22 protein-coding genes and 1 pseudogene are annotated in these 20,213 nt (G+C 71.3%); 13 read left to right on the forward strand and 10 right to left on the reverse strand.

All coding sequences use genetic code 11. The annotated features are described in order from the left end of the window. Both ACE3QP_RS17135 and ACE3QP_RS17140 read right to left on the reverse strand, forming a co-directional pair. Window positions 1-243 (reverse strand): annotated as a pseudogene (locus ACE3QP_RS17135) (hypothetical protein); the annotation flags it as partial. After that, window positions 240-1,172 carry a VTT domain-containing protein gene (locus ACE3QP_RS17140; RefSeq protein WP_374437702.1) on the reverse strand — a complete coding sequence of 311 codons (933 nt, stop codon included), beginning with the start codon at window positions 1,170-1,172 and terminating at the stop codon, window positions 240-242. The pseudogene ACE3QP_RS17135 and the gene ACE3QP_RS17140, both read right to left, overlap by 4 nt. A gap of 48 nt (window positions 1,173-1,220) precedes the next feature. On the opposite strand from ACE3QP_RS17140, the gene ACE3QP_RS17145 reads away from it, so the two are divergent. Continuing rightward, entirely contained in the window at window positions 1,221-1,610 is a 390-nt protein-coding gene (locus tag ACE3QP_RS17145; RefSeq protein ID WP_374437703.1) for a DUF488 domain-containing protein, read from the forward strand. 37 nt (window positions 1,611-1,647) lie between these two features. Here the strand turns inward: ACE3QP_RS17145 and ACE3QP_RS17150 are convergent, their stop codons facing one another. Continuing rightward, window positions 1,648-2,160, reverse strand: a complete 513-nt coding sequence (locus ACE3QP_RS17150) for a GNAT family N-acetyltransferase (protein WP_374437704.1) — start codon at window positions 2,158-2,160, stop codon at window positions 1,648-1,650. Between the two features lie 171 nt (window positions 2,161-2,331). Between ACE3QP_RS17150 and ACE3QP_RS17155 the strand changes: the two genes are divergently transcribed. The 5 genes from ACE3QP_RS17155 to ACE3QP_RS17175 all read left to right on the forward strand — a co-directional run bounded on the left by ACE3QP_RS17155 (window position 2,332) and on the right by ACE3QP_RS17175 (window position 5,519). Next, window positions 2,332-3,198, forward strand: coding sequence for a hypothetical protein (locus ACE3QP_RS17155; RefSeq protein ID WP_374437705.1), 867 nt, complete (start codon window positions 2,332-2,334; stop codon window positions 3,196-3,198). Window positions 3,199-3,261: 63 nt separating this feature from the next. After that, window positions 3,262-3,750 (forward strand): nuclear transport factor 2 family protein, encoded by a 489-nt coding sequence (locus ACE3QP_RS17160; RefSeq protein WP_374437706.1) that lies wholly within the window; start codon window positions 3,262-3,264, stop codon window positions 3,748-3,750. Beyond that, on the forward strand, window positions 3,750-4,244 hold the full coding sequence (locus ACE3QP_RS17165; RefSeq protein WP_374437707.1) for a GNAT family N-acetyltransferase: 495 nt from the start codon (window positions 3,750-3,752) through the stop codon (window positions 4,242-4,244). Before ACE3QP_RS17160 ends, ACE3QP_RS17165 begins: the two co-directional genes overlap by 1 nt. Continuing rightward, window positions 4,241-4,621 carry a hypothetical protein gene (locus tag ACE3QP_RS17170; protein ID WP_374437708.1) on the forward strand — a complete coding sequence of 127 codons (381 nt, stop codon included), beginning with the start codon at window positions 4,241-4,243 and terminating at the stop codon, window positions 4,619-4,621. Before ACE3QP_RS17165 ends, ACE3QP_RS17170 begins: the two co-directional genes overlap by 4 nt. 1 nt (window position 4,622) lies before the next feature. Then, entirely contained in the window at window positions 4,623-5,519 is an 897-nt protein-coding gene (locus tag ACE3QP_RS17175; protein WP_374437709.1) for a hypothetical protein, read from the forward strand. 15 nt (window positions 5,520-5,534) lie between these two features. On the opposite strand, the gene ACE3QP_RS17180 is transcribed toward ACE3QP_RS17175, so the two are convergent. From ACE3QP_RS17180 to ACE3QP_RS17200, 5 genes are all read right to left on the reverse strand, one after another. Then, window positions 5,535-7,589, reverse strand: a complete 2,055-nt coding sequence (locus ACE3QP_RS17180) for an ATP-binding protein (RefSeq protein WP_374437710.1) — start codon at window positions 7,587-7,589, stop codon at window positions 5,535-5,537. Next, window positions 7,586-8,272: a response regulator transcription factor gene (locus tag ACE3QP_RS17185; RefSeq protein WP_374437711.1), complete on the reverse strand. Its 687-nt coding sequence runs from the start codon at window positions 8,270-8,272 to the stop codon at window positions 7,586-7,588. Before ACE3QP_RS17185 ends, ACE3QP_RS17180 begins: the two co-directional genes overlap by 4 nt. A gap of 446 nt (window positions 8,273-8,718) precedes the next feature. Next, window positions 8,719-9,648, reverse strand: coding sequence for a penicillin-insensitive murein endopeptidase (locus ACE3QP_RS17190; protein ID WP_374437712.1), 930 nt, complete (start codon window positions 9,646-9,648; stop codon window positions 8,719-8,721). After that, complete coding sequence (locus ACE3QP_RS17195) at window positions 9,579-10,430, reverse strand: substrate-binding periplasmic protein (RefSeq protein ID WP_374437713.1); 852 nt, start codon at window positions 10,428-10,430, stop codon at window positions 9,579-9,581. The genes ACE3QP_RS17190 and ACE3QP_RS17195 overlap by 70 nt, the downstream gene beginning before the upstream one ends. Before the next feature lie 61 nt (window positions 10,431-10,491). Continuing rightward, the gene (locus ACE3QP_RS17200; protein WP_374437714.1) at window positions 10,492-11,388 is read right to left on the reverse strand and encodes a LysR family transcriptional regulator; all 897 of its coding nucleotides are present in this window, start codon (window positions 11,386-11,388) and stop codon (window positions 10,492-10,494) included. 107 nt (window positions 11,389-11,495) lie between these two features. Here ACE3QP_RS17200 and ACE3QP_RS17205 point away from each other — a divergent pair, with 107 nt between their 5' ends. Next, on the forward strand, window positions 11,496-12,512 hold the full coding sequence (locus ACE3QP_RS17205) for a zinc-binding alcohol dehydrogenase family protein (RefSeq protein WP_374437715.1): 1,017 nt from the start codon (window positions 11,496-11,498) through the stop codon (window positions 12,510-12,512). A 14-nt stretch (window positions 12,513-12,526) separates the two neighbouring features. On the opposite strand, the gene ACE3QP_RS17210 is transcribed toward ACE3QP_RS17205, so the two are convergent. Further along, window positions 12,527-13,357 carry a substrate-binding periplasmic protein gene (locus tag ACE3QP_RS17210; RefSeq protein WP_374437716.1) on the reverse strand — a complete coding sequence of 277 codons (831 nt, stop codon included), beginning with the start codon at window positions 13,355-13,357 and terminating at the stop codon, window positions 12,527-12,529. Between the two features lie 119 nt (window positions 13,358-13,476). On the opposite strand from ACE3QP_RS17210, the gene ACE3QP_RS17215 reads away from it, so the two are divergent. From ACE3QP_RS17215 to ACE3QP_RS17225, 3 genes are all read left to right on the forward strand, one after another. Next, window positions 13,477-13,875 carry a hypothetical protein gene (locus tag ACE3QP_RS17215; protein ID WP_374437717.1) on the forward strand — a complete coding sequence of 133 codons (399 nt, stop codon included), beginning with the start codon at window positions 13,477-13,479 and terminating at the stop codon, window positions 13,873-13,875. A gap of 111 nt (window positions 13,876-13,986) precedes the next feature. Continuing rightward, window positions 13,987-15,210, forward strand: a complete 1,224-nt coding sequence (locus ACE3QP_RS17220; RefSeq protein ID WP_374437718.1) for an SPFH domain-containing protein — start codon at window positions 13,987-13,989, stop codon at window positions 15,208-15,210. Between the two features lie 35 nt (window positions 15,211-15,245). Continuing rightward, window positions 15,246-16,724, forward strand: a complete 1,479-nt coding sequence (locus ACE3QP_RS17225) for a hypothetical protein (RefSeq protein WP_374437719.1) — start codon at window positions 15,246-15,248, stop codon at window positions 16,722-16,724. 1 nt (window position 16,725) lies between these two features. Here the strand turns inward: ACE3QP_RS17225 and ACE3QP_RS17230 are convergent, their stop codons facing one another. Beyond that, entirely contained in the window at window positions 16,726-17,214 is a 489-nt protein-coding gene (locus ACE3QP_RS17230; protein ID WP_374437720.1) for a hypothetical protein, read from the reverse strand. Window positions 17,215-17,322: 108 nt separating this feature from the next. Here ACE3QP_RS17230 and ACE3QP_RS17235 point away from each other — a divergent pair, with 108 nt between their 5' ends. From ACE3QP_RS17235 to ACE3QP_RS17245, 3 genes are read left to right on the forward strand one after another with little or no spacing between them, the layout of a single operon-like run. Next, complete coding sequence (locus ACE3QP_RS17235; protein ID WP_374437721.1) at window positions 17,323-19,182, forward strand: M3 family oligoendopeptidase; 1,860 nt, start codon at window positions 17,323-17,325, stop codon at window positions 19,180-19,182. After that, window positions 19,179-19,685: a DUF1697 domain-containing protein gene (locus ACE3QP_RS17240; protein ID WP_374437722.1), complete on the forward strand. Its 507-nt coding sequence runs from the start codon at window positions 19,179-19,181 to the stop codon at window positions 19,683-19,685. The genes ACE3QP_RS17235 and ACE3QP_RS17240 overlap by 4 nt, the downstream gene beginning before the upstream one ends. Further along, window positions 19,682-20,200: a GNAT family N-acetyltransferase gene (locus ACE3QP_RS17245; RefSeq protein WP_374437723.1), complete on the forward strand. Its 519-nt coding sequence runs from the start codon at window positions 19,682-19,684 to the stop codon at window positions 20,198-20,200. Before ACE3QP_RS17240 ends, ACE3QP_RS17245 begins: the two co-directional genes overlap by 4 nt. The last annotated feature ends 13 nt before the right edge of the window (window positions 20,201-20,213 follow it).

The following is a 20,213-nucleotide window of genomic DNA, read 5'->3' on the forward strand; positions in this document are numbered from 1 at the left end:
GTCGGCTCCGGCGTCGCGCCGGCCCCCCCCCCCGCGCTGCTGGTCCAGGCGCAGCGGGTCGGTGTCGATGCTCTGCTGTTGTGCCGCGCGGAAGGCCGCCGCCACGGCCTCGTCCAACGCGCCCAGTTCGGGGCTGGCGCAGATGCGCCGCTCGGCCGGCAGCTGGGCCTTGCGGCAGTCGAAGCTGGCGGCCTGCGCGGAACCCAACGCGGCGAACAGCAGGGTGAACGCAAGCGCCTTCATGCCGCCTCCTCCAGCGCCAGCCCGGCGCGTTGCCAGCCCTCGATGCCGCCGCGCAGCACGCGCGCGCGTCGCCCTTGCTGCTGCAGCCATCGCGCCGCCTTAGCGGCGGACACATCGTGCGGGCAGGCGCAGTAGGTGACGAACTCGGCCTCAACCGGCCAGCGCTGCAGCAGCGCGGGGTCCAGCGCGCCCAGGTCCAGGCCCTGCGCGCTGGGGATGCGCGCCTGGCCGGGCAGGGGCGCGCGCACGTCCAGCAGCACCGGCGCGGCCTGGTATTGCTGCTGCAGCGCGGCCAGCTCGGTGGGCCCGATGCTGCGCGTGCCGCGCAGCGCGAACTGTTCGTGCAAGCGGCGCAGCAGGCGCCAGAGCAGGTACGCGGCCACCAGGCCGGCCAGCATCAGCAGCGCCTGCTGGCCCAGCTGGGCCAGGCCGCTGAGCAGCTGCTCGATCTGGCGGTGAAACAGCGCGCCCAGGCCCAGGCCGGTGGCACCCCAGAGCAGGGTGCCGGCGCCGTTCAGGCGCATGAAGCGGGCGGCGGGCATGCCCATGGCCCCGGCCAGCGGCGCGGCCAGGATGCTCAGGCCCGGCAGGAACTTGGCCAACACCAGGGTGAGGCCGCCACGGCGCGCGAAGCTCGTTTCATTGCGGCGCACGCACAGATCGGGCGAGAGCGAGATGCGGCACAGGGTGCTGAGCACCTGCCGGCCCCAGCGCCGCCCGGCCCAGAACCACAGGCTGTTGGCCAAGGTGGCCGCCAGCGCCGCCAGCAGCAGGGCCTGTAGGCCGAACCAGGGATCGTGCGCAGCGCGCCCGCCCACCAGCATCAAGAGCGGCAGCGAGGGCAGGGGCGCGCCCAGCTGTTCGGCCAGCACGGCCAGAAAGACCAAGAGCAGGCCGTGCTGTTGCAGCAGGTGAAGCAGGGTGTCCATGGCCGCGAGCCTACAGTCCGCGCTCCCGCCTCACGATGGAAGGCCGCCATGCCCATCCACATCGTCCGCCTCGGCAGCCCACGTGGCCCTGACGAAGGCCCGCGCATCGGCACCGTGCGCCGCCCGCCGCGCGGCGTGCCCAAGACCGAGTTCGCCACGCAGAACTGGTACGACACCTGGTTCCCCCTGCTGGCCCCGAGTGCCGAGTTGATGAAGCAGGGCCAGGCGGTGGAGACGGAAGCGCAATGGCAGGCCTTCGCAAAGGCCTACCGGCGCGAGATGGCCGAGCCCGGCGCGGCCCAGTCCATCACGCTGCTGGCCACGCTCTCCACCCACAGCAGCTTCGCCGTCGGCTGCTACTGCGAGCACGAGGCGCGCTGCCACCGCTCGCTGCTGCGCGGCCTGCTGCTGGAGGCCGGCGCGCAGGTGGCGCCGTAGCGGCCGATCAGTACGGCAGAAGCGGCCGCCGCCGCGATCAGGCGTGGGTGTAGACCCAGCAGGGCCCACCCAGCAGTTCCAGCTCACCGGTGCGCCGCGCCCCCAGGCGCTCGGCCAGGCGGATCGAGGGCTCGTTGGCCGGACGGATCAGGCTGATCAGCGGCCGGCCCTGCTGCAGCGCCGGCGCCTCGCGCAGCGCGGCCTGCGTGGCCTCGAAGGCATAGCCCTGGCCCCAGTGGGCGCGGTCCAGCAGCCAGCCCAACTCGAAGCCGGGCCAACCCTCGGGGTCGATGAAACCGGTGCGGCCGAGCAGCACGCCATCGCTCTTGCGCTCGATCGCCCATTGCCCATAGCCGCGCAGCGCCCAATGCCCCAGCATGCCGGCCAGCGCGCGCCAGCTCATCGCGCGGTCCAGCACGCTCCCATCGCCGATGAAGCGCATCACTTCAGCGTCGGCCGACATGGCGGCAAAGGCGTCCAGGTCGGCTCCGTTGAAGGGGCGCAGGCGCAGGCGCGGGGTGTCGAGGGTGAGCGGAGCTTGGGGGTGCATGGACACCGATGCTAGGCGGCATCAGCACTCTGGACGAAAGCCAGGGGGTGCCATCCGGCCCCCGCATTTGCCACTTCAGCCCCAAGGCCTGGCACTCCATCCGGCCACACTGGCGGGCGGGCCGGCAGCTGGCTAGGCTGCGCCTCTTTTGATGCTTCCGCCCTCCTTCCCATGCAAGCCCTGCGCCCCCTGTTGCTGGCCCTGAGCCTGGCCACCGCCCCCATTGCCTTCGCCGCCCCCAGTCACTCGCTGGACCAGTACGAGCTCAAGCCCGAACGCGCCCCACAGGGCCAGCTGGTCAATTACGTCAAGTCCAACCTGGACGGCAGCAAGCGCCTGGTGCTCTCGCTCTACTTCGCCAAGCCCTTTGAGGTCGAGGCGCTGAAGGTCGAAGGCGATGGCCGCTACATCGCCCGGGTGCAGGCCAAGCTGGACCCGCAGACCCTGACCGCCACCTGGATGCGCAGCTTCAACGGTCTGGAGAACGGCCCTGGCAAGGAGCGCCTGCAGATGCAAATGGACGGCAAGCCTGAACGCCTGACGGCCAGCGTGGCCGGCACGCAGATGCCCGTGGCCCCCAGCCACCTGCCCGCGCATGTCTACAACTTCGACCTCAGCAGCCTCAACCTCACCCTGCCGCTGCTGAAGAACCCGCGCGCGGACTTCGAGGTCGGCGTCATCGACCCCGACTTCGCCGCCATGCGCGCGCGCTTCAAACCCAACGCCGGCATGATGGAGGGCATCTTCATCGACAAGGGCAAGGCCAGCTTCCGCTACTTGCGCGACGAAGAACTCGACGGCGTGCCCACGCACCGCTTCGAGGTCGGCGGCCCGGCCTTCGGCGGCGTCACCGGTTCGCTCTGGGTGAACGCCAAGGACCGCCTGATCGAGCGCTTCGAACATGCGCTGCCCGACAACCCGGACTGGAAGAGCTTCAAGCTCAGCCGCATGTCCGAGCGGGCCATGGACGCCACCGCCTGGGAAGCCTTCAAGGCCGCGAGCGTGCAGCGGGCGATGGGATTGGTGGAAGCGGAGTGAGGGGATGAGCCAGGCAGAACCGGCTACGCTGCGCCCCCTCGCCGCTGCCCAGCCTGTTCTGCCATGACGCGCGCACTGTCCCTGCTGTCTCTGCTCTTCGGCTTGCTGGCCCTGCCTGTGCAGGCTCAGCCCCCCGCCGCCTTGCAGCAAGAGCTCGACGCCCTCGACGCCGCCCTGTTCGAACCCCTGTTCAACCGCTGCGAGCTGGAGCGCATGGACGCGCTGCTGCACCCGCAGCTGGAGTTCCTGCACGACCAGGCGGGGCGTCAGGACCGCGCCGGTTTTGAGCGCGCCACGCGCCAGAACCTTTGCAGCGGCCAGGGTGACAAACCGCTGCGCCGCCTGCTGCCGGGCACGCTGGAAAGCCACCCGCTCTACGCCAATGGCGAGCTGTACGGTGCGGTGCAGAGCGGGCGCCACGCCTTCTTCCTGCGCGGGCCTGACGGCCGCGAACGCCCGACCTCGCAGGCCCGCTTCGTGCACACCTGGCTGCGCGTGGACGGGCGCTGGCAGCTCTACCGCGTGCTCAGCTACGACCACCGGCCGCAGTGATGGGGGCGAGCCTGGTTCCCGCCACCGAGCGGGCGCAGCTGGATTGCATCGAGAACCTGATGCAGTTCTTCAACTACGAGCTCAGCGCCTGGTACCCGGTGCGCCTGGCCGAACACGGCCTCTACCGCCTGCGCCCCAAGGCGCCCTACTGGGCCGAGCCGCGCACGCGGCCCTACCTGTTGCAGGTCGACGGCGAACCGGCCGGCTTCGCGGTGGTGGACGGTGATTGCCTGGAGCCCGAGCGCCAGCGGTTCAACCTGGGCTACTTCTTCATCGTGCGGCGCTTTCGCGGCCAGGGCCTGGCACGCCAGGGCGTTGCCGAACTGCTGCGCCGGCATCCTGGTGCCTGGGAGGTGTACTACCTGGCCGGCAACCGCTTCGCCGACGCCTTCTGGCCCCGGCTGCTGCCCAGCCTGGGCCTGCAGAACCTGACGCGCGAAGCCCGCGTGGTGGACGACGAGCCCAGCGTCTGGTTCCGCTTTGACACCGCATGAGTTGGGTACTGGACTGGGCGGACTCGGAGCTGGCGGGCATCGCACGCCAGGGCGCCGACCTGCAGCTGCGCCTGGCAGCGGCCCGTCTGTGCCAGGGTGGGCAGACCCGCTACGCACGCGGCTTGGTGCTGGTGCTGGAGCAGGCGGAAGTGGTGGATGAGGCGGCGGGGCTGGCCGGTCTGTTTGGCACGCTCGAAGCCGGCCAGGTGCGGCGCGACGGCCAGCCTTGCACGCCGCTGCAGCTGGGCCAGCGCCTGGGCGGCGCGCTGCAGCTGGAGCTGCAACTGCGCCGCGGCCCGAGCTGGTGCGCCCGCGCCCAAGCCCTGCGGCTGCCGCCGCTTGAGGGCCTGGTGCTGCATGAGGATTGGGCCTGCTGAGATGGGGCGCTGGCTGGTGCTGTTGGGCATGACCGCCCTGCTGGCCCTGCGGCCGGCGGCGGCCGCCGACACGATCCGCTGGGTGGTGCACCACATGCCCCCGGTCTTCACGCTGCCCGGCGGCCAAACGCCCTCAAAGGCCAGCGAGCTCGGCCAGGGTGAGCTGGACGGCCTGCAGCGCCTGCTGGTGACGCGCCTGCCACAGTTTCGCCACGAGTTCGTGGTGGCGGTGCCGACGCGCTTCGAAACCTTGGTGCGCCAGGGCGAGCCGATCTGCAGCCTGTTGCCGCGCCGCACCCCCGAGCGCCTGAGCTGGCTCTACTTCACGCCCACCCACCCGCCGCTGAACTCGCGCGCGGTGCACCTGGTCACGCGCGCCGAACTGCTGCCGCGCCTGACCGCCCTGGGCGAACCGCTGAGCCTGGCGCGCGTGCTGCGGGAGCCCGGCCTGCGCGGCGTGCTCACGCGCGACCGCTCCTTCGGCCCGCGCATCGACCAGCTGCTGCAGACCCAGGGCCAGACGCTGCTGCAAAGCGCCCTGGCCTGGCGCGGCAGCAACCTGCTGAGCATGCTGCAGGCCGGGCGCATGGACTACACCCTGGAGCACCCCGTGCTGGTGGACGACTACCTGCGCCAGCACCCCGACGGTGCGAAGCTGGTCAAGCTGCCCCTGGCGGAGGCGCAGTCACTCAGCCGAGCCACAGTGGCCTGCGCCCGCAACCCGGCAGGCCTGCGGCGCATTGAAGCCATCGATGCCGCCATCCGCCAACTGGCCCGCGCACCCGACCGCGACGCCTGGCTGCGCGAATGGCTGGGCGAACTGCCCGAGGCCGCCGACCGCGAGCGCATTGACCACTTCATGAATGCCCGGGCGCGGCGCGGGGCGCAGATCGAGTGAGGCGGAGTGGTGGCCCTACGCCGCCCGCTGCAACCGCAGCTCGAAGCACACCCCATCCGCCTCGTTGCGCACCGCAATCGCCCCGCCCATCTTGGCCAGATAGGCCCGCGCCACCGCCAGGCCCTGGCCGCGGTGATGGCTGCCCTCGGCGTCGCTGGCGCCCAGTTCGAACAGGCTGGGCAAGCGCTCAGGCGCAATCTGCGGACCTTGGTTGTGCACCTCGATCAAGGCCTGCTCGTCCACGGCCTGCAGGCGCAGGGTGATCGGACTGCCCGGCAGCCGGTAGCGTGCGGCGTTGTTGAGCAGATGGGTCAGCGCGTCTTCGAGCTTGAGCGCGTCGGCAAACACCCAGCAGGCTGACTCACAGCCCGTGGCGACCACCTGTTCGATGCCGGCGTAAGGCGCGTTGGCCGCCACCTCGCGCAGAAAGCCGGCCAGATCCAGGCGCTCGCGCTGGGCGCTGGCATGAGCCAGGGCCTCGCCCACCGAGGCCTGGCCGTAGAGCAGGTTCAGCGCCGCCTGCATGCGCTGCAGGTAGCGGCGGCTCGGGTCCTCTTCCTGTGCATGCAGCGCCAGCAGGGACTGCAGCGGGCTCATGATTTCGTGGCCCACCGCATGCCACTGCTCCTTCTCCTGCAGCGCATGCAGCTGCTGTTGGCGCAGATGCTCGCGCGAGCGCGCCAGCAGCTCGGACAGCGAGCCGGCCAGGATGCCGAGCTCGTCGCGGCCCCGCAGGTCCTCGACATCCAGCGGTGGCAGTTGGTCGGGCTGGGCCTGCAGGCTTTGCGTCAGCGCATTGGCGCGCCGGGTCAGCTGGGCCATGCGGCGCAGCAGGCCGATCTCGACGATCAGCCAGGCCAGCGCGATGGCCCCGGCCAACAGCGCGAAGTACAGGGTGTAGCGGGTGGCGGTGGCGGAGAGCAGGCGGTCGATGGCGCGCAGATCGCCTTCGAGCTGCAGGCGGTAGCGCCGGCCCTCGTGCTGCAGCTCGGTGCCGGCCTGCAGCGGGCCCTCCAGGCGCGCAGCGGGCAGGCGGCGGATCAGGCGCGTCAGCCAGGGGTAGGCGGGTTCGTCGGCGCGTTCGGCCTGCAGGCGGGCGATGGCTTGCTCGCCGGCGCCGAACACGCTCAGGCTTTCGCCGGGGCGCAGCTGGGCGCGCAGCGCACCCAGGCTCAGCGGCGCGCGGGCGCCGGGCGCGGCGCTGTCCAGCAGCAGCGCGCCGCCAGGGCCGCGCAGTTGCAGGCTCACGCGCAGCAGCGGCCAATCGGCCGGCGGCCAGCTTTGGCCATTGCGCGCCGCCGCGCGCCAGGCCGGCAGGCTGATGGGAATGCGCAGGCTCAGCAGCGCCGTGCGCGGGCAGTCGGCAGCCTCGCCCGGCAGGCAGGCCTCGTCCTGCCACAGCCAGGCGCGGAAGTCGCGGTCCGGGCGGGTCTTCTGGGGCAGCGCGTCGGCACCCGGCACATCGGCAAAGCCGGGCAGCTGGCCGCGGCGCTCGCTCAGCAGCTCCAGCGGCGCGGTCCAGGTCTGGCTGCCCTGCGGGTGCGTGAGGCGGATCTGCACCCGGTGCACCTCGCTCAGGTCAAGCTGGCCGCGCTCGCGCCCCGCCAGGGCCCCCGGCAGCGGCAGCCGCGCCACCGCGTAGATCACCGCGCCGGCGCTGGCGCGCTGGCCCATGCCGATGCACAGCTCGGCGCCGCCTTGTTCCGCTGGCCAGCGCGCCGCGCAGCCGCTCAGGTCCATCACGCGCTCGGCCTTGCTCGGGTCGTCAAAGTCGATCGCGCCCACCGGCAGGCGCAGCGGCACCCAGCCGCTGGCGTCGTCAAGCGGGCGGTCGGCGTTCAGCAGGGCCAGCTGGCCGCTGGGGTGGCGCAGGCGCTCGGCCAGCACCTCCAGCTGGCCGCGAAAGCCGGCCTCGAAGGCATCGCGCTGGCGCTGCTTTTCATCGGTGAGCAACTGCAGGGCCAGTGCGGCGCTGCCCACCAGCAGGGCCAGGAAGACCAGGCGCAGCAGCACGCGGCGGCGGAAGGCCGCGAGCGGCAACCGGGGCAGCTTGTCGAAGTGGCGGATCACCGCGCCGACCAGCGAAAGCCGCGCATCGGCACGTTCTCCAAGCCGTCAAAGCCGGGATCCACATCGCGCAGCGCGTCGCGAATCGTCGCCACATGCTTGCGCACGTTGTCCTTGCTGCGCCCGCTCTTGACCACGTCGAAGAGTTCCTCGTAGCTGACCACCTCGCCGCGCCGCTCCAGCAGGGTGGCGAGGATGCGCTGCGCGGTGAGCGGCAGGTTGAGCTTCTGGCCGCGCCAGAGCGGGCTGCGCTGCCACAGCGGGTCCAGCGTCGGGGCGTCGTCCGCCGCTGCGGGCTTGTTGGCGCGCAGCAGGGCCAGCACGGTCTCGATGAACTCGGCCTCCTCGAACTGGGTCTTCTGCAGATAGTCCCAGGCGTCCAGCGCCTTCATGATGGAGCGGTACACCGCCGCCGGCATGGCGCTGACCACCAGCACCGGCGTGCCCAGGCCCCGCTTGTTGAGCGCATTGATGAGCGCGATGCCGGCATGGCGCTCGCGGCCCAGCTCCAGGTCCAGCGTGACGAGGTCAAAGCGTTGGGTGGTCAACGCGGCTTCAGCGGCCTCGCGGGTGGAGAAGGCCTCGATCTGCGCATCGGGGCGGGCGGCACGCAGCCATTGCTGCAGCTGGGCGCTGGTGGGGCCGTCGTCTTCGACGACGGCGATGCGGGGGGCGACTGGGCTCATGGGGTGGATTGTCAAAGCCGCTGAGCTGCGGGGGTGCGGAAGCATTCTTCCGGGAGATGGCTGAAGCGCATGCGCTTCTGTGTCGAGAGGATCGCGAGAGCCCGCCGGGTCTCGCCCCGGCAGGCGAGTTCCTTTTGGCTTGACCCAAAAGGAACCAAAAGGTCAAGCCCCGATGCGCAGCCCCGGCCTGCGGCCGGGGTCCCCTGCGCTGCGCGCTTGCCTGTGCCGGCCCAAAACTCACTGCGTTCGCGGAGCTCACTCCGTTCAGACAGTTGGGCCGAGCATGAAAGGAGCGCGCGCTGTCGCGCGCGGCCCAGGCAAGCTGTGCTGCTCGGCTGTGCATAGGGGCAGCAGCCCGAACAGCCAAACAGCCGGGAAACGGCGCGCTGGTTGGAGTCTGGACTGTTCGGGATTCGGCTGTTGGCTGTTGGCTGTTGGAGCCTCCCCTATGCCAAGCCGAGGAGCACAGAAGAGCGGGCCCGCGCGCGCCAGCGCGCTTTGTGCTCTGACTTGGGGCAACTGTTTGAACGGAGTGAGCGAAGCGAGCGCAGTGAGTTTTGCGCCTGGGCCCGCTCTTCGCGCACCGCAGGGAACCCCCGGCGCAGCCGGGGGCGCAGGCATCGGGGTCGCCTTTCTTGGCCTACCTTCTTTGGCGAAGCAAAGAAGGTAGGTCGGGTGCAGGGGTGAAGCTCCTGCGGGCTCTCACGAACAGCTGATTGCTCGACAACCCGCGATACAGACGGCCCGCCGAGCGCGATGGGTGCCTTCAACTCCAGGCCGGCCGCGCGCAGCGCGCGCAACCACAGGGCGAAGGCGTCGAAGTCGATGCGGTAGTCCTGCCAGCGCCCCTGGGCATCGAACTCGATGTCGTAGCCAAAGCGCAGGGTCACCGGGGTGGGCAGGGGCACGGAGCGGCCGGCGGCGTCGCGCACCGGCACGAACAGGTCGACCGAGAGGCCGTTCTGGTGCGTGCGGTGCGGCGGCATCGGGCCGCCGTGCTTCTTGCCGGTCTCGCCGTAGACGAATTGCAGGTTGGGCTGCTCGCGCTGCAGCGTGGCGAAGGATCTGACCAGCACGGCAGCCACCTGCTCGTGCACATGGGTGCGGCCGAGGCCCGCGGCCAGCGGGCTGTAGGCGCGGAAGTTGGTGCCTTCGAGCGGCAGCTTGACGGCATCTTCGATGCGGCCCTGAGCCACCGTGCCATGGCATTGGCTGGGCGCAGCGTGCAGCTTGGCGCCAGCGGCCAGGCAGCACGCCAGCGCGCCCCAAGCGCAGCGCCGCAGCGGCCAAGGCAGGCAAGCACCCCTCAGGGCAGCACCCTGGCCTCGGCCTGGCGGTAGGCCTCCGAATCGCGCACCTCCACCATCTGCTGCCACAGGCGCAGGGCACGCTGGGGATCAGCGGCATGAAAGCGGCGCGAGAACACGACGAAATAGGCGCGTTGCTGCAGGATGGGTTCGAGCTTGCGCACACCACGCACCAGCGCAGGGTCCAGAGCCTGCACCCGGTCGGCCTCATGGGTCTGCAGCGCGGCGGCATCGGCCTCGCCCTGCAGCAGCAGGTGCAGATTGCCCTCCGAGCTGCGCGCGGTCTCGCGCACGCTGTAGCCCTTGCCGCGCACCACCTGGGCAATGGAGAAGCCCGGCTGGGCCGTCACCCGCACGGGATGGGGCAAGCCGCTGAGCTGCTGGCCGTCCCAGCGCGCCGGGCTGTCGCGGCGCACATACCAGCTGAAGTCAAAGCGGCGCACGGCGTAGCGTTCGTCGGGGGCACCAGCGGGCGGCGGGTAGATGCCCAGGTGATCCCGCTCGGGCAGGTAGCTGATGCCGAACACCGCATCCTGGCTGCCCGCCTGCACCGCTTCCAGGCAACGCCGCCAGGGCATCGGTTCAACCTGCACGCGGTAGCCGCTGCGGGTGCTGAGTTGGGCCAGGAACACATAGTCCAAGCCGCTGCGCAGCGGCCGCCCCAGCGGGTCGGACTCCCGCCAAGGCGGGTGCGCGGTTTCGTTCACGCAGACGCGCAGCAGGGGCTGCGCGGCCGCACCGGCCTGCGCCATCAGCCCCAACATCAGCCCCAACATCAGTCCCACCCACAACCCTACCCGCAGCCTCAGGGCCCAAGGTCCGGACTGGATCGAGGAGTGGCGGGGGCTCATGGACTTGATGGGGTGGTGCAAGGCTCAGCATAGGAGCAGAGCCGCCCGTTGCGAAGCCGGCTCAGCCCAGGGCTTGCACACAACCCTGCAGATGCTCGATCAAGGCCCGCAGCGCTGGCCGCAGGCTGCGTCGCTCGGGCGTCAAGAGCACCAGGGGCGAGGGCTCGCCCAGCCAGTCGGGGCAGAGCCGCTCCAGCCGCCCGGCCTGCAGATCGGCGGCCACGTCGAGCGCGCTCTTGTAGGCGATGCCGGCGCCAGCCAGCGCGAGGCGGCGCACGGCGTCGCCGTCATCGGCCGCCAGCGGGCCGCCCACTTCCACGCGCAGCTGCTCATCGCCGCGCTCGAAGGTCCAGACGCGATGCAACTGGTCCTGGATGGCGAAGCACAGGCAGTCGTGTTCGCGCAGTTGTTCGGGGTGCGTGGGCCGGCCGCGGCGCTGCAGATAGTCGGGAGATGCGACCAGCAGGCGGCGGTTCTGCGGCGCCAGCGGCAGGGCCACCAGGCCGGAGTCGGGCGGGGCGCCGTAGCGCAGGGCCAGGTCGAGCTGTTCGCGCAGCAGGCCGGCCAAGCGGTCGGCCACCTGCAAGCGCAGCTCGATGCCGGGGTGCTGGCGGCGGAACTCCAGCAGCCAGTCCAGCGCCAGGTTGCGGCCCAGATCGGACGGCAGGGCCACATGCAGCCGGCCCTGGATCTGGCAATGCCCGGCGCACAGCGCCTCATGGCCCTGGGTGATCAGCTCCAGGCCCTGCTCGCAGGATTGCAGGAATTGCTCGCCCGCCAATGTGAGGCGCAGCTGGCGCGTGGAGCGCAGGAACAGCGGCAGGCCCAGCTCGGCCTCCAGGCGCTTGATGGCGGCGCTGACGGCCGCCGGGCTCAGGTTCAGCGCGCGGGCCGCCTCGGAAAAGCTGGCGGCACGGGCGGCGCGCACGAAGAGCTGCAGGTCTTGGAGGGCTTTCATGGCTTGATTTTCAAACAGCTTTTGAAACTGATTGCAGCTTCACGGTCTTTTTCTCCAAACGGCGAGCAGACACAGTTCGCTCCATCGCAACCCGGAGACACCTCGCCATGAAAGCCATCGCCTACCAGCACAGCCTGCCCATCACCGACCCCCTGTCCTTGCAGGACGTGGACCTGCCCGCGCCGCAGGCGCAGGGCCATGACCTGCTGGTCGAGGTCAAGGCCATCGCCGTCAACCCGGTGGACCACAAGATCCGCCAGGGCGTGCAGCCCGAGCCCGGCCAGTGGAAGGTGCTGGGCTGGGACGCCGCCGGCGTGGTGCGCGCGGTGGGCGAGCAGGTCACACGCTTCAAGGTGGGCGATCGCGTCTGGTACGCCGGCGCCATCGACCGCCCTGGCAGTTACGCCGAGCTCCAGCTGGTGGACGAGCACCTGGTGGGCGCCCTGCCCGCCCGCCTGGACTTCGCCACCGCGGCCGCGCTGCCGCTGACCACCATCACGGCCTGGGAGCTGCTGTTCGAGCGCCTGGGCGTGCCCCAAGGGGGTGGCCAGGGCCAGAGCCTGCTGGTGATCGGCGCCGCCGGTGGCGTGGGGTCCATCCTGGTGCAGCTGGCGCGCCAGCTCACGCAGCTCACCGTGATCGCCAGCGCCTCGCGCCCCGAAACCGAGGCCTGGGTGCGCGAGCTGGGCGCCCACCATGTCGTCAACCACCGCCGCCCGCTGGCCGAAGAGATTCAGCGCCTGGGCCTGCCCGCGCCGCAGCTGGTGGCCAGCCTGACCGAGACCGGCCAGCACTTCGCGCAGATCGTCGAGCTGTTGGCGCCGCAGGGCAAGCTGGCCCTGATTGACGACCTGCAGCCGGGCGAGCTGGACGCGATGGCGCTGAAGCGCAAGAGCCTCTCCTTGCACTGGGAAATGATGTTCACGCGCTCGCTGTTCAACACCGCCGACAAGCTCCGCCAAGGCGAACTGCTGAGCGAGGCCGCGCGCCTGGTGGATGCCGGCACCCTGCGCAGCACCGTGGGCGAGCACTTCGGGCGCATCAATGCCAGCAATCTGCGGCGTGCGCAAGCGCTGCAGGAAAGCGGCACGGCGCGGGGGAAGATCGTGCTGGAAGGGTTCTGAGCGCGCCGCGCCCCTCAGGGCCCGGCATGCCCTGCCTGCTCCAGGGCGCGCGCCTCGGCTTGCCGGTAGGCGGCCGAGTCGCGCACCGCCGCGATGTCGCGCCACAGGTCCAGCACCTGGCGCGGGTTGCGCCGCCAGTAGGCGTGCGAAAAGACGGTGAAGTAGGCGCGCTCCTGCAACAGGGGCTCCAGCTTGCGCAGGCGCGCAGCCAGGGCGGGGTTGGCCCGCAGCACACGGTCGGCCTCGTTGACCTGCAGCGCGGCCGCCTGCACATGGCCACGCGCCAGCTTCTCCAGATTGGCCTCGGCCGTGCGCGCCCCCTCATCGGCCTTGAAGCCCAACTCGCGCACCACGCTGGCAATCGAGTAGCCCGACTGCACGCCCACCAGCAAGCCCTCGGTCGGCGCACCGGCCAGGTGCTGACCATCCCAGCGCAGCGGACTGGCCTTGACCACGTACCAGCTGTAGCGGTTGTGGCGCAGGGCCAGGCTCGCATCCACCGCGCCGCGGCGGGTCGGGAACACGCCCAGCTCCTCGCGCTCGGGCAGATGGCTCATGCTCAGCACGGCGTCGCGCTCGCCGTTTTTCAGCTCGGCCAAGCAGCGTTTCCAGGGCAGCAGGGCAATCTGGATCTGCATGCCGCTGCGCCGCGCCAGCAGATCCAGGAACGCGAAGTCCAGACCCTCACGCTGGATGCGGCCTTCGGCATCGGCCATGCGCCAGGGGATGTGGGGCACGTCGTTCAGGCAGACCCGCAGGGCGCGGGGCTCTTCGGCCTGCGCCGAACCCATGCAGACCCAGAGCATCAGCAGGACGGCACGCAGCAGAAGGCGGGTCTGGCGCATGGGGGTTCCCGGCAGGGCGATGGGCGCAGTGTCGCGCCTGTGCGGCGGCACGGGCATGGCAGAAGATCAGCCCACCGGAAAACTGCCAGAAACGCGCCAGAGGGCCGCCCGCCACCCGCATGCCCCACCACTTCAGCTTCGTCAGCCATTGGCAGCACGCGCCGCTGGCCCATTGGGTGCACCTGCCGGATAGCTCGGGCGGCTTCAAGCCGCCGGCGCCTGAGCCCATCCCCCACCGCGGCTACGCACTGCTGCACGTGGCCTGCGGCGCGCATGAACTGGTGTTCAGCTCGCCCGCGCAGCTGAACCACTGCATCGAGGTGCTGGCACGCCAGCCCCTGCCCACCACGCGCCAGCTCTCGGCCAAGCGGGGCAGTGGGGCCGGGCCGAATGGGCATTGGCTGAGCCGGCTGCCGGCGGTGCTGAAGGCGCCACGCCAGCGTGCCAGGCTGGTGGAAGCGCTGCGGGCCGTGCACGCTGCGGTGGTGGTGGACGGCCGGTTCCGCATCGAAGCCTGAACCCCGCCGCGGAGCTTTTCTTCCGCGCCTCACCCCACACCCTCCCACCCCCGGCATAGCGACCTCGCGCATCTCAAAGGAACCATGGCGGCACCGCAACCGGAGCCGACCATGAACGAGACCAACACCCTCCAAGACCCCCTGCCCGCCAAGCCCAGCCTGCGCGAGCAACTGGCCGATCTGGGCCAGGGCCTGCAGGCCGCCCTGCAATCGCGCACCCTGCGCCGCAGCGCCCTGGCCCTGGCCGCCGTGGCCGCGCTGTACGGCGGCACCAGCTGGTTGCTGCGGCAGGTGCAGACCGTGCCGCGCGGCAGCGTGCTGGTGCGCAGCGGCATCGGCCAGCCGGAAGTCATCAAGGACGGCCGCGCCTGGGTGCTGCCGGGCCTGCATGAAGCGCGCCTGCTGCCGGCCCGCGACCTGATGATCCGCCGCAGCGGCTCGCTCGCGGTGCAGACCGTTGAGGGTCTGTCGGTCGGCCTGGAAGTTTCCCTGCGCGTACAGCTGGACCCGCAGCGCTACGCCCAGCTGGCCAAGGATCTGCCGGAACACTTCGAGAAGGAACTGATCGAGCCCGCGCTGACCGCGGTGCTGCTGCCCCAGGTGGCGCAGCACACGGTGCGCGAGCTGTTTTCCAGCAAGCGCGTCGAGATCCAGCAGCTGGTGCTGCTGCAGCTGCGCCAGCGCCTCGGCGCCGATGGCCTGATCCTCAAGGACCTGCAGTTCGGTGCCATCAGCCTGCCGGACGACTACCGCCGCGGCATGGACTCGCTGCTCAGCGAAGGCCTGGCCGCCGAGAAGATGCGCTACACGCTGGAGCTGAAGGAGAAGGAAGGCCTGCAGACTGAGATCGAGGCCAAGGCCGCCGGCAAGCAGCGCGAGATTGCCGCCGAGGCCGCAGCGCGCGAGCAGCTCATCGCCGCCAAGGCGCAGGAAGAGGCCATGAAGCATGTGCTGCCCTTCAAGCAGCGCCAGATCGAGCAGCGCCAGCTCGAGGCCGAGGCCGAGCGCCAGGCGCGCGTCAAGCTGGCCGAGGGTGCCGCGCAGGCCCGCCAGATTGAGGCCGAGGGCGAGGCCAAGGCGCGCCAGAAGCTGGCCGATGCCGAGGCCTACCGCGTCGCCGAACTCGGCAAGGTCAATGCCATTCAGATGGAGCGCGAAGGCCAGCTCATCACCAAGCACCCGCTGCTGGTGCAGAAGACCCTGGCCGACAAGCTCAGCGACAAGGTGCGCGTCATCGTGGCGCCCCCGGGCATTGCCGGCAGCCTGATGGGCGGCCCGCTCGAAGCCCAGCCCCAGAAGGCCAAGGCCGAAGACACCGAAGCCAGCGCCGAGTGAAGCCCCTGTTCCCGCTCATCCGAAAGCCCCGCACCATGAACAACCTGCGCAACGGCCTGGCCGTCCTGATCGCCAGCACCACGGCCGTCGCCCTGGCCCTGATCGCTCCTTCACCCGCTCAGGCCGCCAGTGCCTTGGTGCTGCAAGACAGCACCCCGCTGCGCGCCGCCGCCAAGCACAGCAGCCCGCTGCTGACCCCGCTGTGGCGCGGCGAAGCGCTGGAGATCCGCGGCGCCAAGGGCGACTGGCTGCAGGTCTGGGACCACGCCCGCGAGCGCGGCGGCTTCGTGCGCGCCGAGCGCCTGCTGCCCCTGCCCACGGGCGAGGCCGCCCTGCCCGAGCTACTGGCCCAGTTGCGCCTGCTGCGCCAACAAGCCGGCGCCGAGAGCCTGGGCCTGGGCGTGGCCGCCGCACTCATCGAGCGCGCCGACGCCGACTGGCTGGCCGGCCCGCAGGGCGCCGAACTGTTGGACGCGCTCGTGCAACTGCAGGAACGCCTGGCCGAGCGCGTTCAGAGCGCCGGCCCGAACCAGCAAACCAGCAGCGCGGCGCACGCCGAAGTGGCCAAGCGCTACGGCTACCCCCTGCGCAGCCTGGCCCAGGCCGACGGCAGCCAGCGCCTCTGCCCCAACGAAGAGCCGGCGCGCCTGCTGCGCGCCCATGCCAGCGCCAGCGCCGCCCAGCAGGCCCGCGCCGCCCTGGCCCTGACGCGCCCCGACTGCACGGCGGCCGAGCTGCTGCCCAGCCAGCTGCTGGCCCTGCACGAGCAGCGCACCGCCTGGCTCGAAGGCATCGCCCTGAACGAGCTGCCGCCCACCTTGCGCAATCGCCTGCTGCTGCGCCGCGCCGGTGCCTGGGCCAGCCTGGCCTTTGCCGAACGCGCCCGCGACATGCGCCCCGCCGCCACCCTGGCCCTGCAGGCTTGGGGCCAGCTGATCCCGGCCGAGCTGGGCGAGGACGATGCCGCCGCGCTGCGCGAGGCCGCCATCCGGCTGGCCCCGATGCGCCACGCCGTCCAGGCGCGCCCGGCCCAGCTGCGCTGGGGCAAGCTGGAGCTGCGCCTGGAAGCCGCCGGCCCCGGCCAGACCTGCTTCCAGCTGCTGGAGCATCTGCGCCAGAACGCCGAGCCGCGCGGCCCGCGCCACTGCAGCCATGGCGCCATCCACTGGGCCAGCGCCCGCCTGGCCCCCGACGGCCGCAGCCTGGTGCTGGCCGTGCAGCCGCTCGACGGCTGGACCGAGCTGTGGCGCCTGCAGGCCGACGGCGGGCTGCAGGTGCTGCCGCCCAGCAGCGCGGCGCCCGGCCTGGGCGTGGCCGAATTCGCCGGCTTCATCGGCCCGCAGCTGCTGGTAGCGCGCGAGGCCATCGCCGAGGGCAAGAGCCTGCGCCGCTTCGAGGTCTATGGGCCCGAGCTGCTGCAGCCCCAGCGCTGGGCCGGTGAGTACGCGCTGCTCGGCGCCTTCCAGCGTGGGGTGGATGCGGGGTGGAAGGCGGGGAGCCCGTTGGCGCGCTGAATCAGAGTTGCTGCAAGTGCTTTGCCGCCGCCCGCAGCAGCGCCCGCGAGTACCACTCGTGAAAGCCCAGCAGGGCCCGGAAGCCCCAGCCGAAGCCGCCGCCAGTACGCGGCAACACTGCCGAGCCGAATACCAGGCGGGTGCCGCCCGCCACGGGCTCCACGCGCAGCCAGGAGCGCGTGCGGCCGCTCTGGTCCTGCAGCAGCAGCTCCTGCCCGTTGCGGTCCAGCACCTGCCAGGCCGAGAACTGCCTGCATTCGCCGCGGCCCAGCGCGGCGGCATCGGCGTCGCGGGCGGGGCGGCGCAGCAGCAGGCCGATCAGGCCGCGCTCCAGCTTGAAGAGCGGCGTGGCGTAGAAGGCCGCCACGTAGTCGGCCAGGCTCACCGCCCGTGGGATCGGCAGCGCATAGGCGTCGGCAAAGGCGCCGGGCGGGTTGTGCTGCAGCAGCAGGCCGGGCGGCACGGGGTTCAGGGCTTGGAGCTCGTTCATGGCCGCGCAGCATAGGCAGGGCTGGGGTTTGCCCGCTGTGAGTGACGTCATGGCCGCGCGGCGCCGCGACACTGCGCGCCTTTCAAACGCTCCACCCCCCCAAGCCCCATGCCCGCCCTGCGCCCCCTCCTGCTCGCCCTCGGCCTCGCCGTGGGCGCCACCGCCTTCGCCCAAGCCCCGGCCGCCGCGCCGCTGCCCACGGTCTGGGACCTGAAGCCCATCTTCGCCAGCGAGGGCGACTGGGATGCCGCGCGCAAGGCCCTGGTGGCCGAACTGCCGCAGCTGCAGGCGCTCAAGGGCACGCTTGGGCGTAGCCCGGCCGCCTTCCGCGCCGGCCTGGAGCGCCTGAGCCGCGCCGCCCAGGCCTGGGAGAAGGTGCAGGTCTACGCCTACCTGCAGCAAAGCACCGACAACCGCAATGCCACCTACCAGGAGCGCGGCAATCTGGTGGCCGCGCTGGGTGGGCAGTACGCCGCCGCCACCGCCTGGCTGGAGCCCGAGATCCAGCAGATCGGCGCCGCCAAGGTGCAGGGCTTCATCAAGGCCGAACCGACGCTGAAGGTGCATGCCGAGCGCCTGCGCAACATCCTGCGCCGCCAGGCCCACACGCTGAGCGCCGAGACCGAGGCCGCCATCGCCGCGCTGGCGCCCATCCGCGCCGCCACGGCCCAAGTGCGCACCCTGCTGGTGGACGCCGACATGCGCTGGCCCGAGTTGCAGATCGACGGCAAGACCGAGAAGGTGGACGACACCCGCTACGGCCTGCTGCGTCAGCACCCCGAGCGCGCCGTGCGCGAGCAGGTCTTCAAGGCCTTCTTCGGCGCGCTCGGCCAGTACGAGAACAGCTTCGGCGCGACGCTGGCCAACACGGTGCAGGACGGCACCGTGATGGCCGGCCTGCGCAAGCACAAGAGCGCCGTGGCCGCCAGCCTGGACGGCGAGGAGATCCCCGAGGCCGTTTCCCGCACCCTGGTGGCCGAGGTGCACAACGGCCTGCCCACGCTGCACCGCTACTTCAAGCTGCGCCAGAAGATGCTGGGCCTGCCCGACCTGGCGTACCACGACATCTACCCCGCCCTCGTCAAGCAGAGCAAGAGCTACAGCCTGGAAGAGGCCGCGCGCCTGACGGTTGAAGCCACGAAGCCCCTGGGCGCCGACTACCAGCGCCTGCTGCAGGGCGCCTTGAGTGCCGGCACCATGCATGCCCTGCCCGCCGAGGGCAAGAGCGGCGGCGCCTACCAGTGGGGCGTGTACGGCAAGACGCCCTATGTGTTCCTGAACCACCAGAACGACTTCGAATCCGTCAGCACCTTCGCGCACGAATGGGGTCATGGCATCCACACCGCGCTGGTGAATGAGGGCCAGCCCTACGAGACCGCGAACTACGCGACGTTCGTGGCCGAGATCGCCTCCACCGCCAACGAGCTGCTGCTCAGCCAGCACATGCAGCGCCAGGCGCAGAGCAAGGAAGAGAAGCTCTACCAGCTCGGCTACGCGCTGGAGCGCCTGCGCAGCACCTTCTTCCGCCAGGCCATGTTCGGCGAGTTCGAGCTGATGACGCACGACGCCGCCGCCAAGGGCGAGGCGCTCAGCGGCAAGCGCTTCACCGAGATGTACTGCGGCTTGCTGAAGCAGTACCACGGGCATGAGCAGGGCGTGATGAAGATCGACCCCGCCTACTGCAGCGAGTGGGCCTTCATCCCGCACTTCTACCGGCCCTTCTACGTCTACCAGTACGCCACCTCGATCACCGCAGCCCTGCACTTCGCCGAGCGCGTGCAGGCCGACCCGAGCGGCGCCGCGGCCAAGGTCTTCCTCGACACCCTGCGCCTGGGCAGCACCGTGCCGCCCTACGCCGCGCTGAAGCGCGCCGGCCTGGACATGGCCAGCCCCGCGCCCTACCGCACCCTGGTGGCGAAGATGAACGCCATCATGGACGAGATGGAAACGCTTTTGGCCCAGCCTTGAGCGCGACCCACATCGCCTTGCTGCGTGCCGTCAACGTCGGCGGCACCGGCAAGCTGCCCATGGCCGAGCTCAAGGCCATGGCCGCTGAGCTCGGCTTCGCGAACCCGCGCACCTACATCGCCAGCGGCAATCTGCTGTTCGAGTCGGCGCTGCCCCTTGACGAAGCCGGCGCGCGCCTGGAAGCGCGCCTGGCCGCTTACGCCGGCAAGCCGGTGGGGGTGCTGATGCGCAGCCCCGCCGAGCTGCGCGAGCTGCTGGCGCGCAACCCCTTTCCGCAGGCGGAGGGCAACCGCCTGCTCATCACCTTCCTGCCCGCGCCTCTAGCCGAGCCCCTGGTGGTCAAGCAGGCCCAGGACGAGGCCTGGCGCCTGCTCGGTCGCGAGCTCTGGGTGCATTACCCCAGCGGCATCGGCAGCTCCAAGCTGCGCATCCCGGCTGCCGAAGCCGGCACGGCGCGCAACCTCAACACCGTGCAGGCGCTGCTCGGCCTGGCCGCCCCATGAGCCCGATCGAAACCCCGCGCCTGCGCCTGTGCCCGATGGGCCCGCAGCACGCCGCCTTTGTGCTGCGCCTGCTCAACGAACCGAGCTGGCTGCAGTTCGTGGGCGACCGCGGCGTGCGCAGCCTGGCCGACGCCGAGCGCTACATCCGTGAGGGGCCGATGGCCAGCGTGGAGCGCCACGGCTTCGGCTTCGGCGTGGCCGAGTGCCGCCACAGCGGCCAGGCGCTGGGCCTGTGCGGGCTGGCCCAGCGCGACCACCTGGACGCCCCCGACATCGGCTTCGCCTTCCTGCCCGAGCACTGCGGCCAGGGCCTGGCCCACGAGGCCGCCGCCGCCACGCTGCAGCATGGCCTGCAGGTGCTCAAGCTGCCGCGCATCCTGGCCACCACGCGCGATGAAAACCTGGCCTCGCAGAAGCTGCTGACCAAGCTGGGCCTGCGCTTCGAGCGCCACTTCCCGCACCCCGACGGCGGCCGCCAACTGCGCCTGTACGCCATCGCGGGCCCGGCGGGCTGAGCCAGGGCCTCAC

Origin of the sequence: Inhella sp. (assembly GCF_041912635.1) — a bacterium.
Classification (GTDB): domain Bacteria; phylum Pseudomonadota; class Gammaproteobacteria; order Burkholderiales; family Burkholderiaceae_C; genus Inhella.

Bases quoted from the DNA above. Each gene is read 5' to 3' on its own strand.
- ACE3QP_RS17140 (WP_374437702.1), bottom strand. From the start codon at position 1,172: ATGGACACCCTGCTTCACCTGCTGCAACAGCACGGCCTGCTCTTGGTC.
- ACE3QP_RS17145 (WP_374437703.1), top strand. From the start codon at position 1,221: ATGCCCATCCACATCGTCCGCCTCGGCAGCCCACGTGGCCCTGACGAA.
- ACE3QP_RS17150 (WP_374437704.1), bottom strand. From the start codon at position 2,160: ATGCACCCCCAAGCTCCGCTCACCCTCGACACCCCGCGCCTGCGCCTG.
- ACE3QP_RS17155 (WP_374437705.1), top strand. From the start codon at position 2,332: ATGCAAGCCCTGCGCCCCCTGTTGCTGGCCCTGAGCCTGGCCACCGCC.
- ACE3QP_RS17160 (WP_374437706.1), top strand. From the start codon at position 3,262: ATGACGCGCGCACTGTCCCTGCTGTCTCTGCTCTTCGGCTTGCTGGCC.
- ACE3QP_RS17165 (WP_374437707.1), top strand. From the start codon at position 3,750: ATGGGGGCGAGCCTGGTTCCCGCCACCGAGCGGGCGCAGCTGGATTGC.
- ACE3QP_RS17170 (WP_374437708.1), top strand. From the start codon at position 4,241: ATGAGTTGGGTACTGGACTGGGCGGACTCGGAGCTGGCGGGCATCGCA.
- ACE3QP_RS17175 (WP_374437709.1), top strand. From the start codon at position 4,623: ATGGGGCGCTGGCTGGTGCTGTTGGGCATGACCGCCCTGCTGGCCCTG.
- ACE3QP_RS17185 (WP_374437711.1), bottom strand. From the start codon at position 8,272: ATGAGCCCAGTCGCCCCCCGCATCGCCGTCGTCGAAGACGACGGCCCC.
- ACE3QP_RS17195 (WP_374437713.1), bottom strand. From the start codon at position 10,430: ATGAGCCCCCGCCACTCCTCGATCCAGTCCGGACCTTGGGCCCTGAGG.
- ACE3QP_RS17200 (WP_374437714.1), bottom strand. From the start codon at position 11,388: ATGAAAGCCCTCCAAGACCTGCAGCTCTTCGTGCGCGCCGCCCGTGCC.
- ACE3QP_RS17205 (WP_374437715.1), top strand. From the start codon at position 11,496: ATGAAAGCCATCGCCTACCAGCACAGCCTGCCCATCACCGACCCCCTG.
- ACE3QP_RS17210 (WP_374437716.1), bottom strand. From the start codon at position 13,357: ATGCGCCAGACCCGCCTTCTGCTGCGTGCCGTCCTGCTGATGCTCTGG.
- ACE3QP_RS17215 (WP_374437717.1), top strand. From the start codon at position 13,477: ATGCCCCACCACTTCAGCTTCGTCAGCCATTGGCAGCACGCGCCGCTG.
- ACE3QP_RS17220 (WP_374437718.1), top strand. From the start codon at position 13,987: ATGAACGAGACCAACACCCTCCAAGACCCCCTGCCCGCCAAGCCCAGC.
- ACE3QP_RS17225 (WP_374437719.1), top strand. From the start codon at position 15,246: ATGAACAACCTGCGCAACGGCCTGGCCGTCCTGATCGCCAGCACCACG.
- ACE3QP_RS17230 (WP_374437720.1), bottom strand. From the start codon at position 17,214: ATGAACGAGCTCCAAGCCCTGAACCCCGTGCCGCCCGGCCTGCTGCTG.
- ACE3QP_RS17235 (WP_374437721.1), top strand. From the start codon at position 17,323: ATGCCCGCCCTGCGCCCCCTCCTGCTCGCCCTCGGCCTCGCCGTGGGC.
- ACE3QP_RS17245 (WP_374437723.1), top strand. From the start codon at position 19,682: ATGAGCCCGATCGAAACCCCGCGCCTGCGCCTGTGCCCGATGGGCCCG.